Origin of the sequence: Kocuria rhizophila, from assembly GCF_003667225.1 — a bacterium.
GTDB lineage: Bacteria > Actinomycetota > Actinomycetes > Actinomycetales > Micrococcaceae > Kocuria > Kocuria rhizophila.
The window spans coordinates 17,892-31,493 of the sequence record NZ_RCOM01000021.1; the positions used below are offsets into that span (position 1 = coordinate 17,892).

Annotated in this window: 11 protein-coding genes; 6 read left to right on the plus strand and 5 right to left on the minus strand. The window is 72.1% G+C overall.

What is annotated here, in order from left to right; translation table 11 throughout:
• Positions 1-222: 222 nt before the first annotated feature.
• From D9R02_RS04945 to D9R02_RS04960, 4 genes are all read left to right on the plus strand, one after another.
• Entirely contained in the window at positions 223-903 is a 681-nt protein-coding gene (locus D9R02_RS04945) for a YveK family protein (RefSeq protein WP_121566459.1), read from the plus strand.
• Positions 893-2,077 carry a glycosyltransferase gene (locus tag D9R02_RS04950; protein ID WP_223246114.1) on the plus strand — a complete coding sequence of 395 codons (1,185 nt, stop codon included), beginning with the start codon at positions 893-895 and terminating at the stop codon, positions 2,075-2,077. The genes D9R02_RS04945 and D9R02_RS04950 overlap by 11 nt, the downstream gene beginning before the upstream one ends.
• A complete protein-coding gene (locus D9R02_RS04955; protein ID WP_102613503.1) occupies positions 2,074-3,453 on the plus strand; it encodes a hypothetical protein in 1,380 nt (459 codons plus the stop codon). Before D9R02_RS04950 ends, D9R02_RS04955 begins: the two co-directional genes overlap by 4 nt.
• Before the next feature lie 69 nt (positions 3,454-3,522).
• Positions 3,523-4,608 (plus strand): glycosyltransferase, encoded by a 1,086-nt coding sequence (locus D9R02_RS04960; RefSeq protein WP_070636241.1) that lies wholly within the window; start codon positions 3,523-3,525, stop codon positions 4,606-4,608.
• On the opposite strand, the gene D9R02_RS04965 is transcribed toward D9R02_RS04960, so the two are convergent.
• From D9R02_RS04965 to D9R02_RS04975, 3 genes are read right to left on the minus strand one after another with little or no spacing between them, the layout of a single operon-like run.
• Positions 4,581-6,113 (minus strand): lipopolysaccharide biosynthesis protein, encoded by a 1,533-nt coding sequence (locus tag D9R02_RS04965; protein WP_121566460.1) that lies wholly within the window; start codon positions 6,111-6,113, stop codon positions 4,581-4,583. The genes D9R02_RS04960 and D9R02_RS04965 overlap by 28 nt on opposite strands.
• A gap of 7 nt (positions 6,114-6,120) precedes the next feature.
• Positions 6,121-7,980 (minus strand): alpha/beta fold hydrolase, encoded by a 1,860-nt coding sequence (locus D9R02_RS04970; protein WP_121566461.1) that lies wholly within the window; start codon positions 7,978-7,980, stop codon positions 6,121-6,123.
• 37 nt (positions 7,981-8,017) lie between these two features.
• Positions 8,018-9,310, minus strand: a complete 1,293-nt coding sequence (locus D9R02_RS04975) for a glycosyltransferase (RefSeq protein ID WP_223110461.1) — start codon at positions 9,308-9,310, stop codon at positions 8,018-8,020.
• Positions 9,311-9,812: 502 nt separating this feature from the next.
• Between D9R02_RS04975 and D9R02_RS04980 the strand changes: the two genes are divergently transcribed.
• Positions 9,813-10,313, plus strand: coding sequence for a DUF2505 domain-containing protein (locus D9R02_RS04980; RefSeq protein WP_039102229.1), 501 nt, complete (start codon positions 9,813-9,815; stop codon positions 10,311-10,313).
• A 112-nt stretch (positions 10,314-10,425) separates the two neighbouring features.
• Positions 10,426-11,721, plus strand: coding sequence for a Na+/H+ antiporter NhaA (nhaA, locus tag D9R02_RS04985; RefSeq protein ID WP_019310133.1), 1,296 nt, complete (start codon positions 10,426-10,428; stop codon positions 11,719-11,721).
• A gap of 120 nt (positions 11,722-11,841) precedes the next feature.
• Here the strand turns inward: nhaA and pth are convergent, their stop codons facing one another.
• Both pth and D9R02_RS04995 read right to left on the minus strand, forming a co-directional pair.
• Positions 11,842-12,429, minus strand: coding sequence for an aminoacyl-tRNA hydrolase (gene pth / locus D9R02_RS04990; protein ID WP_039102231.1), 588 nt, complete (start codon positions 12,427-12,429; stop codon positions 11,842-11,844).
• Positions 12,430-12,676: 247 nt separating this feature from the next.
• Complete coding sequence (locus tag D9R02_RS04995) at positions 12,677-13,312, minus strand: 50S ribosomal protein L25/general stress protein Ctc (RefSeq protein ID WP_121566462.1); 636 nt, start codon at positions 13,310-13,312, stop codon at positions 12,677-12,679.
• Between the last annotated feature and the right edge of the window lie 290 nt (positions 13,313-13,602).

Here is a 13,602-nt window from a genome sequence, read left to right on the forward strand (position 1 = left end):
CCGTGCGGCCGCTGGCACGGCCACCCGGACAAGTCTAGGAACGCGGCCGGGCCCTCCTCCCGCGAATCCGTCCACACTATGGGGCACGTTTGTCCCGAACACACCGTTTCCGGGGATCGCGGTTCGTGATCCTGGCTAGAGTTCTGGTGCACGAACGAGGGGATCAGGGGACCGTCGTGTGCCCGGCGGCTCTCGCCGGGTGCGGGTTCCAGGGGGAGAGACATGAATTTGAGTCAGTACGTCCGTTGCCTGCGGCAGCTGTGGCCACTCGTGGTGCTCGCCACGGTGCTGGGAGCGCTCGCGGGCGTCGTCGCCGCGATCGTGGTGCCCAGCTCCTACGAGTCCCAGGCACAGGTGTTCGTGAACGTGGCCAACCCGCGGTCGGTCACGGACCTGCAGATGGGCGAGCAGTTCGCCGTGGCCCGCGCCGGCTCCTACGCGCAGGTGGCCACCACCAGCTCCGTGGTGCAGCCCGTGGTGGACCGGCTCCACCTGGAGGAAACTCCCGCGGAGCTCGTCGAGAAGGACCTCGTGGCCACCAACCAGCCGAACACGGCCATGATCACCATCACCGCCACGTCCTCCTCCGCGCAGGGCGCCGCAGACCTCGCCCAGGCCACCGCGGAAAGCCTCGTGACCGTGAGCCAGGAGCTCGAGACCATCCCGCCGTCCCAGGACGGCGCCCAGCCCGCCACCGTCAAGCTCAACGTGGTGCAGAAGGCCGCTCCGCCCGAGGGGCAGGCGGGGCCGTCCCTGGCCATCAACACCGCCCTCGGCACGCTCGTGGGACTCGTCGTGGGTCTGCTCCTCGTTCTGCTGCGCGGTCACCGGACCACCTCGGAGCGTGCCACCACCGAGCGCGCCAGCCGCCGTGCCCACGCCGCCGCGAACCATGAGCACTGAGCGCGGCGTGAGCGCCGAGCCCGCCCCGACCACGGGGCCCCGCGACGTCGTCGTGGTGTGCCCCACCGAGTACGGCGGCCAGCTGGAGCACGCCGCGGACCTCGCGCTCGCGCTGTGCGCGGACGAGGGCGTGGCCACCGTGCAGCTCGTGTCCCGGCCGGGCGCACGCGACTACCTGGGGTGGGGCGAGGACCACCCGGTGCGGATCGTGGAGACCGTCCCGCCGCGACGCACCCGGGTGCCGGGCTCGGCTGCAGGGAAGGCGCTGCGCGCCGGTCTGCAGGTGTGGGACCTCGTCCGGGAGCACCTCGCGGTGCGCGCAGCGGCGGGACGGGTGGGCCGCACCGCCGTGCTCGCCCTGGACTCCACCAAGTACCCGCTGCCGGGTGTGCTGCGAGCACACCGGGACCAGCGCACCGCGGTGTTCGTGCACAACGCCCAGCCGCACTTCGACCTGGACTCCGCCTCCCCGCGCGAGCGCTTCCTGCTGTGGCTGGACCGTTCGTGCGCGCGGCACGCGGACCGGGTGGTCACCCACGGCGCCGAGCAGGCCCAGATCGTGCGCGGGTGCACGAGCCGCCCCGTGGCGGCCGTGGACCTGCCGGTGTCCTCCCGACTGGATCCGGAGCCCGCCCAGAGCGCGAAGCTCCCCGCCGAGCCGTTCGCCCTGTGCATCGGGGAGATGCGGGCCAACAAGGGCATCGAGCTGGCCATCCGCGCCGCCGGGGACGCGGGGGTGCCGCTGCTGGTGCGCGGCGCCGCCGAGACCCCCGAGCTGGGCCGCGAGCTGACGCGCCTCGCCGCCGACCACCCCAGCGTGGACCTCGAGGACCGCTTCCTCAGCCGTGAGGAGTTCGCGGCGCTCGTGCAGCAGGCCGCGGTGATCGTGCTGCCCTACACGCACTTCGACGCGCACTCCGGTGTGCTGGCCAAGGCCGTGGGTGCGGGCACCCCGGTGGTCGCCTCGGACCTGCCCTCCCTGCGCGCGCAGGCCCGCGGCTACGACCGCTTCACCGCCGCCGACGTGCGCGACACCCGGGCGTTCGGCGCCACCCTGCGCGCGGTGTACGACGACGCCGCCACGCCACGGCGCGACCGCCGCGCCGTCTCCGGCCGGGACCACGCCGACTGGCAGCCCACGGTGGCCGCGGTGCTGGGAACCTGGACCTCATGAGCACGGCCGTCCTCCCCGTCCCGGGAGCCGGATCGCGCGGGACCGCACGCCGGGGCCTGACCACCGCCGCAAACCGCACGGACGGCTCGGTCCACGGCACGGCCCTGGACCGTGCCCTGTCGGGGGCGCTGATCGTGCTCTCCGCCCTGCCCTACGCCGCGGTGCCGCTGGGGTCCAACACCAACCTCCCGCTGTCCAGCGTGGTCTGCGTGGCGCTCATCCTGCGCTGCACCCGCCACATGCCCGTGATGTGGACCGCTCTGCTGGTGGGCGCGGTGCCGTTCCTGGCCTCGTTCGTGCGGATGTTCCTCACGCCGCAGCCCCTGCTGGTCTCGGGCTCCTTCACGTGGCTGGTCTACACACTCCCCGTAGCCGGAGCTGCGGCGGCCACCCTCTTCCTGGGTTCCCGGGCCATCGCGTGGCTGAGCTGGACCATCCTGCTCAGTGCCGCGTACACACTCGTGCAGAAGTACGTGTTCTTCGACCTCTTCGACACCATTCCACTCGAGAGCCTCTACAGCCTGCCCGGCTACGCGAACGTCTCCGAGTTCAGCGAGACGTTCATCATGTACGTGCGCCGGCCCTTCGGGCTCTTCCCGGAGACCTCCTTCATGGTGGGCACGCTGTCCCTCATGGCCATGGCCCTCGTGGTGGTCGTGCGCCACCACGGGCGCAGGATGACGCCGCGGGACGTCGTGGCCATGGCCCTCGTGCTGTGGGCCGTGGCGATCTCCGGATCAGGTGCCGCCGTGGTGGTGCTGGGAGTCGTGCTGATCGCCGCGATCGCGCCCTACGCCGTGCGCCGGGCATGGGCCGCCGTGCTGCTGGTGCCCCTGGGTCTCGCCGGCGCCGTCTACGTGGGCCTGGACGTCCTGCGGGACCGCCGCGAGTCCTTCAACTGGTCCTGGGCGGACCGCGGGTCCTCGATCATCGCCTCCGTGCGCTACCTGTTCTCGGACCCCACCGCGTTCCTGTGGGGTGTGGGGCGCGGCCGCTCCAACGAGCTGTTCCTCACGGGCCGCATGCCCCTGGGCGATCTGCAGCACTACAACCCGCTGCCAGACATCTACTCCGTGATCGGCCGCGTGGTGCTCGAGAGCGGGATGCTCTTCGGCCTGGCGCTCATCATCTTCCTGACCGTCCTGTGCCTGCGCTCCGGGGGCCGCAATCCCCTGTGGCTCGGCGCGTGCACCCTGGTGGTGTGGTTCGTGGTGGCCGGCGGCACCACCAGCTACGACTCCGCCTTCTGGGTGTGGGGTGTGGCCGGGGTGTGCCTCGGCCTGGAACTCTCGCGTGCCCGGGTCCCGGACGAGTCCGGGTCTCCGGTGGCAACCGGGCGTCCCGCACCACTCACCGCACACCAGACCACTCGCTGACCACCTGACCCGCTGGCCGGCGCGCCGCGCCCGCCCTCCCGTCCACCGCTCTGCAGAAAGGCCCGCCCCGTGCGAGTTCTCCACATCGTCAACGACGCCGAGACCGGCGGCGCGCAGACCCTCATCGAGCAGCTGCTGCTGAGCCGTGAGGCCGGGGACGAGGCGCACCTGCTGGTGCTGCTCTCCCCCGGGGCGCTGTCCCCTCGCCTCGAGGCCGCGGCCACGAGCACCACCTACGCGGGGATGAGCCGCCGTGACGTGCTCCCCGTGGCGGCCGTGCGGGCCGTGCGGACTCTCGTGAAGCGGCACGGGATCGACGTGGTGCACTCCCACCTGCAGCAGTCCGACCTGGTCAACGCGCTCACCCCCCACGGGGCAGTACGGGTGTCCACGCTGCACTCCAGCCTGGACCAGGCCTCGAGCCGCGTGGCGGGGATCGTGTGGCGCATCGCCGCGAAACTGTCCTCACGCTTCGACGCCGTGGTGGCGTGCTCACCGTCCGCGCGGGACTTCGCAGTGGAGTTCGGCTACCGCTTCCCGGGCGAGCAGATCCGGATCGTGCACAACGGCTCCGTGACCGCCGCGGAGCCCGCCCCGGAGCCGTCGGGAGATCCGCTGCTGCTGCACCTGGGCCGCCACGCGCCGTCCAAGGACCACCCCACGCTCTTCGCGGCCTTCGCGGGGGTGCTGCAGCGCCACCCCCGCGCCCGGCTGGTCTGCGCGGGTCACCGCGTGGATCCCGAGAACACGGAGCTCACCCGAGAGCTGGAACGGCTGGGCATCGACCACGCCGTGACCCTGCGCGGCTCGGTGTCCGACGTGCGCGGGCTGATCCGCTCCGCGCACGCCATGGTGTTCTCCAGCAACCACGAGGCCCTGCCCATGGCGGGCATCGAGGCCCTGGGGGAAGGACTCCCCGTGGTCACCACGGACACGGGGGACGCACGGCTGCTGGCCGTGGAGCCGTGGGCCGTGGTGCCCATGTCCGATCCCGCGTCCTTGGCGGACTCCGTGTGCCGGCTGCTGGAACTGGGCCCCGGGCAGCGCCACGAGCTGCGTCGTCGCAGCTGGGAGCTGGCCCGGGACGAGTTCGACATCCGCGGCGCCGCCCGGCGCTACCGCGAGCTCTACGAAGAGCTGACCGCGGAGTCCTGAACGACCTCCCGCTGGGCCACGTTGAGCTCGTGGTCCCGGCGGCGGATCCGGCGGAACGCCGCCAGGAACACCAGACCGAGCGCCACCGCGCACACCGCGATGGAGAGGACGTCCGGGAGCACGCGCCCCAGCACGGCGAACACGACGGCGCCCACCCCGGCGGCGAGCACCATGAGCGCCCAGATGCGGAGGTTCTCCGCCTTCACACCGCTGGGCTCGGCACGTTCGCTGAAGTGCAGCTGCACGGGCACCGCGAGCGCCAGGGGCACCACGGAGGCCGCCATCACGATCTCCAGGTTGTCCGTCCGGGCCGCGAGCCACACCGCGGGCAGGGTGACCACCAGCACGGCGAGGCTGATGAGGGAGGCCACGAGCGGGCTGCCCCGCAGGGTCATGACCAGGGTGGGCACCTGACCCAGTGACTCGGCGAGCACACCCACGACCACCACGGCCAGGGCCGGTGCCGCGAACGCCATCTTGGAGCCGAGCCACACGGTCAGCAGCTCCGTGGGGATCGCCAGCAGCGGGATGCTGATCATGAGCCCCACCAGCAGGGACACCGTCATGGCCACGCGGATGTGCTCCGCGGCCTCGGAACCACGGGCCCGTTTGATGGGGTAGGCGAACGGCATGGCGATCCAGCTGACCACCAGACGAGCGCTCTGGCTCACGCGCATGAGCGCGCCGAACGCGGTGGCGGCCTGCAGCCCGAGGGTGGGACCCACCACGAACAGCGGCAGCTGGTACACGCCCAGCAGGGACAGCGAGCCGATGGACAGGACGGAGGACATCCGCAGCAGCGGTCGGCCCTGCTCCCGCCACGCCCCGGGCAGCGGACGCGCCAGTCCGAAGCGGCGCAGCACGGCGATGAAGCACACGACCGGCGGCAGCAGCAGCGAGAGGCACTCCACGAGCACCAGGGCGATCAGTCCCCCCTGGAGGGGGATGAGCAGGACGTATCCCGCGGCTCGTCCCAGGATGGACACCACGGCGGCCTTGCGCTCGATGTCCGGGCGGTTCAGCGCCCACAGCACCGAGTTGCACGCACGGCCCAGCACGGACACGAACAGCGTGATCCCGGCCGCGACCACCATGGGCACCACGGCGTGGCGGTCCCGCTCGGGGACGGCCACGGTTCCCAGGTACAGCGGGAACACCACGAAGTACAGGGTGGTGAGCACCACGGCGAGCACCAGGAACACTCCCACCGACACCGCCACGAAGCTCTCCCGGCGGCGCCGGTGGGCGGCGTCGTCGGGCAGGTCCGCGAGGGTGCGCACGATGCCCGTGCCCAGGCCGAAGTCGGACATTGTGAGCAGCTGGATCGCGCTGAACGCGATGACCCACAGGCCGTAGGACTCGGTCCCCACGATCGCGATGGCGAAGGGGTAGAGCAGGAGCAGCCCGAAGACGCTCGTGAATCCCGAGATGTAGTTCCACAGGATGTTGGCTCCCACGCGGGACGTGTCCGTCCGGGGCGCGGGGGCGGCGGGGGTGTCTGGCATGACGGTGCTACTGGACCTTCCACTGGGCGAAGACCTCGTCGAGCTGACGAGCGATCAGGTTGCGTGCGGTGCGCGAGAGCACCGAGTGGTCCACGTGCGGCACGAAGTGCTCGTGAATGTCCCGGCCGCGCCGTTGCAGCCGGGTCACCGCCCGGTCCGCCATGGTCTCCCGGTAGCGGGGTTCGTCGTCCGGACCCACCAGCAGGGTCACGGACCGGTTGTGGCTCGCCCGCTCCAGCACGTGGTCCGGGATCGACGCCGCCGGGCTGCGGGCCATCAGGTTCCACACCGGTTCCGGCGTGTGGTGGCGCAGGGCGAGGGATCCCGCCTGCTTGGCGTCCCCCAGCCGGTCCGTGGCCCAGACCCGCGCACCGCTCAGGGCCGTGCGGGCCCGCTCCGGCACCGTGGGAGCCGCAGCGCGCTCGGCGCCGTGCGGGGCCGACGCCGCGCGGCCCGGTTCGGTCCGCCCGTCCCCGCGCCTGCTGCCCGGGTGCGGTCCGGACGCCTCCGCGGGCCGGGCCGCGGTCTTGGCGCGCAGCTTGGCGTCCCCGTCGTAGCTCAGCCGCAGCTCGTCGAAGAACTTCTGGTTCATGCGCCACTCGTTCTGGCTGACGAGGACCATGGACGTTGCGGCGATCCCCGCGGGTTCCCGCGCGGCACGCAGGGCGGCCCACGCGCCGGAGCACAGCACCGTGGCCACCACGTCCGTGTGGAAGTGGTCCGCGAGCCACTGGGCCTGCTCCCGCAGCGCCTGCGCGTTGAGGTACCGGTACGGGTTGGGGTCCCGGTCCGACCACAGCAGGGCACGGTCCCCCGCACCGTCCCGGTCCGCCCGCAGGCTCACCACGCCCTGCCCCGCGAGCCGCCGGGCGGTCTCGGACCACAGGGTGGAGCCGTCGCGCGGCTCGGAGGCCCCGGGGGCGAAGAACGTCGTGGGCTTGCCCGGCCACGGTGCCACCGCAGCGGCCTCGTCCTGCACGGGCCCGGTCAGCACCCCGGGGTAGCCCTGGGGATCCACCACCACGATCTCCTCGGCGCACAGCTCACCGCTGGGAGCCCGGAACACGTTGCGCTGCGGTCCCCTGCCCCCGCAGACGGAATCCACCAGCTGCGGGCGGGGCAGCCGCCACAGCAGCTCCTCAAGCACGTCGTAGTGCACCCGCACGTCCAGGGACTCCACGCCGTACATCACCTTGGCGCGGGGCTGGTCCTGCTCGCGGTGGATCTCCACGTTGCCGGGCAGCTCCGGGAGCTTGCGCGGGTCCGTGAGGGTGGACAGCTGCCGCGCCTGCTCGTCCGTGAGCCACAGGCCCATGAGGTCCACCCCTTCCCCCACGGGGATCTCGGGGAGCGTGGCCCGGCGCAGCCGCGCCCACTGCTTGACGAACACGGCGCCGCTCACGGGTTCCCACGCGAGCACCCGGTCGAAGTGCTCCGCACAGCGCGTGAGCAGCCCCGCCCCCACCCGGTAGCCGATGCCGAACACGGGCAGGTCCTCGATGCCGCACACCTCGCGGGCCTGGCGGGTGGCGTCCAGGATGTTGCGCTCCCACTCGGCGAGCAGGTCCTCCTCCGGGGACAGCGCGTGGGAGTCCCCCACGCCCCGGTAGCTCACGCGCGCCACGCAGTATCCTGCCCCCGTGAGCAGCATCGCGAGCTGGCGCAGCGGCCGGTAGGCCTGCACGTGCTCCCGACCCACGGGCGGGGCGATCACCACCAGTCCCCGCGTGCGTCCGTTCTCGGGTGTGTGCAGCCACGTGAAGGTGGCGCGCTCTCCCGCGCCCGTCCACATCCCCGCGCCCCGCACCCCTGCGGGTGCGGTGGGTCGGCTGTCCACCTCTGGTGCTCGTGCCTCGATGACGGTCATGGTCTTCTCCCCCGGTCTCTCCCCTGTGATGCGCTGTTCACGCGTCCGTGTGCTCCGCGAGCGGGACGCTGATCCCGTAGATCTCGCCGAGCCTGCGGCGCTGCACCGCGTAGCAGTTCTCCCACAGCGCCTTGCGCGCCCACGCCGAGACCTCGTCCCGCGCCCGCTCGTCCGTGATCTCCGCCCAGCGCCGTGCCACGTCCTCCGGGGTGTCCACGACGACGGGCAGCCCCGCGTCGTCGAACACCCGGATCCGGCGCACGACCACCGGGATGTCGCTGAGCGCGGCCTCAAGCACGGTGATGGGGAAGCCCTCCCAGCGCGCCGTGTGCAGGTAGACGTCCGCGCGCTGCAGGTGCTCGCGCACCTCGTGGTGCCCCACCCAGCCCGTGACCTCCACGCCGTGCTCCCGCAGGAGCTGCTCGACGTCCGCGTCCCCGCCGCCGATCCACAGCGGGGCCACGCGGTGCCCGGCCGCACGGATGGCCTCAACGGCCTGCACGAAGAACACCGGGTCCTTCTGCGCGGCAAGGCGCCCGGCTCCCGCGACCACGAGCGGCGCTCCCGGCTCCGGTCGGCGCCTGGGACCCCCGTGCGGGTGCGCGATGTTGGGCACGTACACCGTGTGCGGTGAGATGGGTCCCCAGTGCGCCACGTTGTTCTCGGCCTTGGAGCAGCCCGCGAGCACGTCCGTGCGTGCCGCGAGCGCGCCCTCCAGGACCCAGTAGCCCAGCCTGGTGAGGCGGGAGCGGTCCAGGCGGGAGAAGGACCACGCGTGCGGCGTGTACACCTGCTTGATCCGGGACAGCGAGACGTCCAGGTACTTGTTGCTCGTGAGCTCCCGCAGGGCACTGTCCAGCGGGGCCGGCACGGCGCGCGTGCGGCGTCGTCCCGTGCCCTGCTCCCGCGGTTCTGCGAGCCCCGCGGGAACCTGGTCCTGGCCCGACGGCGCGAGGTCCGCGTGCGAGAGCAGGTCCCCGTGGCGCTCGGCGCGCGTGGTGGGCGCCGCGGGCGCGTTCAGCGGCGAGAGCGTGTCGTTGCGGCGGCGCGGCAGGTGGCCCACGGCCAGGCGGGCGTAGACCCCCGCGTAGCTCGAGTGGGAGTGGATCACGTCCGGCTTGACCTCACGGATGGCCCAGCGCGTGGCCTTGATGTTCGCCAGGTGCCCCCCGGGCAGCGTGCGCACCGAGGTGAAGTCGCCGTCCCACTGCGCCTCGAGGTTCACGGCCTCGGGCCGCAGGTGGCACAGCAGGTGGTGCTCGCACTCCGGCGTGGCGCGGGCGTAGTCGCGCACCGCGGCCGCCACGCCGCCGCCGAAGGCCTCGACCACGTGGAGCACCACGGGGTGGCCGCCCCGCGGCCCGGGGACGTCCCGTGGCGCCGGTCCGGGCGCCACGGTCGCCGACGTCGCCGCGGTGCCCGGCGACGCGCCGTGACCCGCTGAACGCGGATGCTGCAGAAACATTCAACCCCCCATGGCTGCGCGTCCGCGCGGAGGTCGCGGGGTGCGGTCAGGTGCGCGCGTGCTTGCGCGCCGTGCGGGATCCCCACCCCGCCGTTCGGCCGCCGCGTCCAGAACCCCCGGGACGGCCGGAGATCAGTCTAGAGAGGCGGACACCCTGCCAGTTGCCGTCAGGAGCCAGTTTCCTGCCCGCTCTTTGGCGGACACCCCGGCACCGCCCCTGATCCTGCGGCGGTCACGGGGGTGGCTCCCCCTGGCCCGGGCCGAGGGCGGCGCCCCGCCCTCCCGCCGTTAGGATGGACGGAAGCACCCGCGCCGGTCACCACGGGCGCGGAACCGACGAACCGCTACCGATCCCGCAAGGAGCACCATGTCCGTCAATGCATCCACCACCATCAAGGCCCCCGTGGACACCGTCCTTAAGACCTTCGTGGACGAGGCGTTCGTGCGCCACGTGACCGAGCTCGGTGGCGCGCAGTTCGAATCCTTCGAGGTCAACGGCGACACCTCCACCGCGTTCACCGCGACCACCGTGCGCAGCATGGGTTCGGACAAGCTGCCGGACGCCGTCAAGAAGTTCGTGAAGAACGGCGTGAAGTTCACCCAGGTGGACACCTACGACGCCCCCGCCGCGGACGGCTCCCGCACCGTGCGCACCGAGATCAAGGCCTCCGGCCTGCCCGTGGGCGCCACCGCCCAGCAGCAGGTCAAGCCCCTGGGCGAGCAGGAGACCTCCGTGGACGTCACCGGTGAGGTCCAGGCCAACATCCCGCTGGTCGGCAAGAAGATCGCCGCCACGGCCGAGCCCTACATCGGCAAGGCCCTGACCCTGCAGGCCCGCCAGGCCGAGGCGTGGATCGCCCAGCACTGACACCAGCAACGCCCCGGACGGCCGGACGGCACCCCGCGTGCCGCCCGGCCGTCCCCCATCCGACACGACAGTCGCGGACCAACCACGGTGCGCGCGTTGGGAGATCCTCGTAGTGAGCACGGACACGCAAACGGCCCCGGAATCCGGGGGACGCATCACCACATTCCTCCGCAAGGACACCACGGGCGGGCTCCTCCTGCTGATCGCCATGGTCCTGGCCATCGTGGTGGCCAACTCCCCGTGGAGCGAGGCCTACTTCGGGCTCCGGGACGCCGAGGTGGGCCCGGGAGAGGTGGCCGGGCTGCAGCACACCGTGGGGCACTGGGCCTCGGACGGGCTGCTCGCCATCTTCTTCTTCCTCACCGGTCTGGAGCTCAAGGCCGAGTTCGTGGACGGGGAGCTGCACAACCTGCGCAAGGCCATCCTGCCCGTGGTGGCCGCCGTGGGCGGCGTGGCGGTTCCGGCGCTGATCTTCCTGGGCATCAACCTGGCCTCGGGCGGTGACCCCACGGCGCTGCACGGCTGGGCCATCCCCACGGCCACGGACATCGCCTTCGCGGTCTCGGTGCTCGCGGTCGTGGGATCGTCCCTGCCGGTGGCCATGCGCACGTTCCTGCTGACCCTGGCCGTGGTGGACGACCTCATCGCGATCGCCATCATCGCCTTCGTCTACACGGAGAGCGTGGAGTTCGGGTTCCTGGCCGGTGCCGCCGTCATGCTGGGCCTGTTCTGGTTCCTTACCCACAAGTACATGGGCTGGTTCATGGCGCAGCACTGGGCGGCGTGGGTCATCCTGCTGCCGATCGGTGTGATCACGTGGTGGCTCGTGTACGAGTCCGGGATCCACGCCACGATCGCCGGTGTGCTGCTGGGCTTCATGGTTCCCGTGCTGAAGCAGGAGCCGCGCATCATCCGCCAGGAGGACCCCCGCATGGGCCTGGCTCCCGCCCTGGAGTACCGGTTCCGGCCGCTGTCCAACGGGCTGGTCATCCCGGTGTTCGCGTTCTTCTCCGCGGGCGTGGCCGTGGGCGGCTGGGAGGGCATCACCGCCGCCGCCACGGACCCCGTGGCCCTGGGCATCGTGGCCGGTCTGCTGATCGGCAAGCCCGTGGGCATCTTCGGAGCCGCGTGGCTCATGGACCGGTTCACCTCCGCGGAGAAGGACCGGGACTACACGTGGTTCGACATGCTGGGCATGTCCGTGGTGGCCGGCATCGGCTTCACGGTGTCCCTGCTGGTCGCGGAGCTGAGCTTCGGAGAGGGCAGCCCGCACAGCGACCACGCCAAGGTGGGCATCCTGTGCGGCTCGCTGCTGGCCGCGATCGTGGGTGCCGCGCTGATCGCCCCGCGCAACCGCAAGTACAAGGCCATGCGGGCCGCCGGTCACGATCCCGACACCCTGGACTGAGTCGACGACGCCGCACGCGCCCCACCACGAGCAGCGCCCCTTTCCGTGTGGAAAGGGGCGCTGCTCGCGTTCGTCCCCTCCGTCGCGCAGCCGCTGGTCCGAGGGGTGGGACCCGTCTGGTCAGGCGGGGTTGCGCGGGTGGACGTGCTGCTGGGTGGCGGTGAGCCCCTGCTCCGTGAGCATCTCCACGGCGTCCGCGGCCTCGGACACCAGCAGCGGCAGCTCCTTGGCCTCCGCGCCGGAGAACTTCTTGAGCACGTAGTCCGCGGTGTCCATGCGTCCGGGCGGGCGGCCCACACCCACGCGCACGCGCACGTAGTCCTTGCCGCCCATGGCCTTGGTGATGTCCCGCAGCCCGTTGTGGCCGCCCTCCCCGCCGCCGCGCTTGAGCTTGACGGCCCCGAAGGGGAGGTCGATGTCGTCGTGCACCACCACGAGATCCTCGAGCCCCAGCGAGTAGTACCCGGCCAGTGCGCTCACGGGTCCGCCGGAGAGGTTCATGTAGCTCAGCGGCTGGGCCAGCACGAGCCTCGGGGCGCCCGGGCGCAACCGCGTCTCGGCCACCGCGGCGCGCGCCCTGTGCGCCGACAGCCGTGCGCCTGCCCGCGCCGAGAGCTCCGCGACCACCATGGCGCCGATGTTGTGCCGCGTGCCCGCGTAGCGCTCACCCGGATTTCCCAGTCCCACCACCAGGGTGCGATCGCCCATGTCCTGCTCCTCACTCGTCGTGACTCTCGTGCCGTGCGCAATCCCGCGCCCCGTCCCCCAGCATTCCGGAACCTGCCTGGCACCGGGGCCCTCGGCGCCCCCGGGAACTCCCCGAGGACTGTACGTCCGGGCTGGCCGGCGCGCTCCTCGGTGCCCGGAACACAGAACGGCGGCGGGCGCCCCTGGCACCCGCCGCCGTTCCGAGACCGCGTCGCGTCCGCCTGCGGGCGCGACCTGGGACCGGTCCTTACTCGCTGTCCTCGGAGGACTCCTCGGACTCGCCCTCGGACTGCTCGCCCTCGGTCTCCTCGTCCTCGGTCTCGGGCTCCTCGCCCAGGTCCTGCTCGATCGGCTCGGAGACGTTGACGACCAGGAGGTCGGGGTCGGACACGAGCGTGACATTGCCGGGCAGGGTGACGTCCTTGGCGTAGACGTGCTCGCCGGCCTCGAGGTCCGCGATGTCCACCTCGAGGTACTCGGGAACCTTCAGGGCGTCGGCCTCGACCACGAGGACGTTCTCCTCCACGTTGTGGATGGCGGTCGGTGCGACCTCGCCCTCCACGTGCACGGGGATCTCGACCTCGACGCGCTCGCCGCGGCGCACGGTCAGCAGGTCGATGTGGAGGATCTCGGGACGCACGGCGTGGCGCTGGACCTCCTTGATCATGGCCAGGTGGCCCTCGCCGTCCACGTTGATCTCCAGCACGGCGTTGGAGTTGCGGGAGGCCAGCATCATCTCGTGGCCCGGCAGGATCACGTGCAGCGGCTCGGCGCCGTGGCCGTAGATCACGGCGGGGGTCTGATCGTTGGCGCGCACGCGGCGGGCGTAGCCCTTGCCGAAGTCGGTGCGCAGAGTTGCGGGAATGGTGATGACATCCACCATGATGGTGCTCCTTCGATCGTTGGTCTGGTTGGTCACCGTCAGACCGTCCGCGCGCTCGCGGTGCGGGTGGCACCGGACGTTCGGGCGGTCTGCGACCGACGTGGTGCGGCACTCCGCCCACCGCCCGGGAAGTCTGCACCGGGTGCGGCGGATCGAAAGGATCCACAGGCCGTCGTCGATAACGGGGCGCGCACGCCCCCTCGCCTTGGCAACCCGCACAGGATACCACGGGCGCCGCGGGCCGGCGGGGATCACGACGCCGCCCGCGCGGGGCGGGGTGCGCCTCACGG

Bases quoted from the DNA above. Each gene is read 5' to 3' on its own strand.
- D9R02_RS04945 (WP_121566459.1), top strand. From the start codon at position 223: ATGAATTTGAGTCAGTACGTCCGTTGCCTGCGGCAGCTGTGGCCACTC.
- D9R02_RS04950 (WP_223246114.1), top strand. From the start codon at position 893: ATGAGCACTGAGCGCGGCGTGAGCGCCGAGCCCGCCCCGACCACGGGG.
- D9R02_RS04955 (WP_102613503.1), top strand. From the start codon at position 2,074: ATGAGCACGGCCGTCCTCCCCGTCCCGGGAGCCGGATCGCGCGGGACC.
- D9R02_RS04965 (WP_121566460.1), bottom strand. From the start codon at position 6,113: ATGCCAGACACCCCCGCCGCCCCCGCGCCCCGGACGGACACGTCCCGC.
- D9R02_RS04970 (WP_121566461.1), bottom strand. From the start codon at position 7,980: ATGACCGTCATCGAGGCACGAGCACCAGAGGTGGACAGCCGACCCACC.
- D9R02_RS04980 (WP_039102229.1), top strand. From the start codon at position 9,813: ATGTCCGTCAATGCATCCACCACCATCAAGGCCCCCGTGGACACCGTC.
- pth (WP_039102231.1), bottom strand. From the start codon at position 12,429: ATGGGCGATCGCACCCTGGTGGTGGGACTGGGAAATCCGGGTGAGCGC.
- D9R02_RS04995 (WP_121566462.1), bottom strand. From the start codon at position 13,312: ATGGTGGATGTCATCACCATTCCCGCAACTCTGCGCACCGACTTCGGC.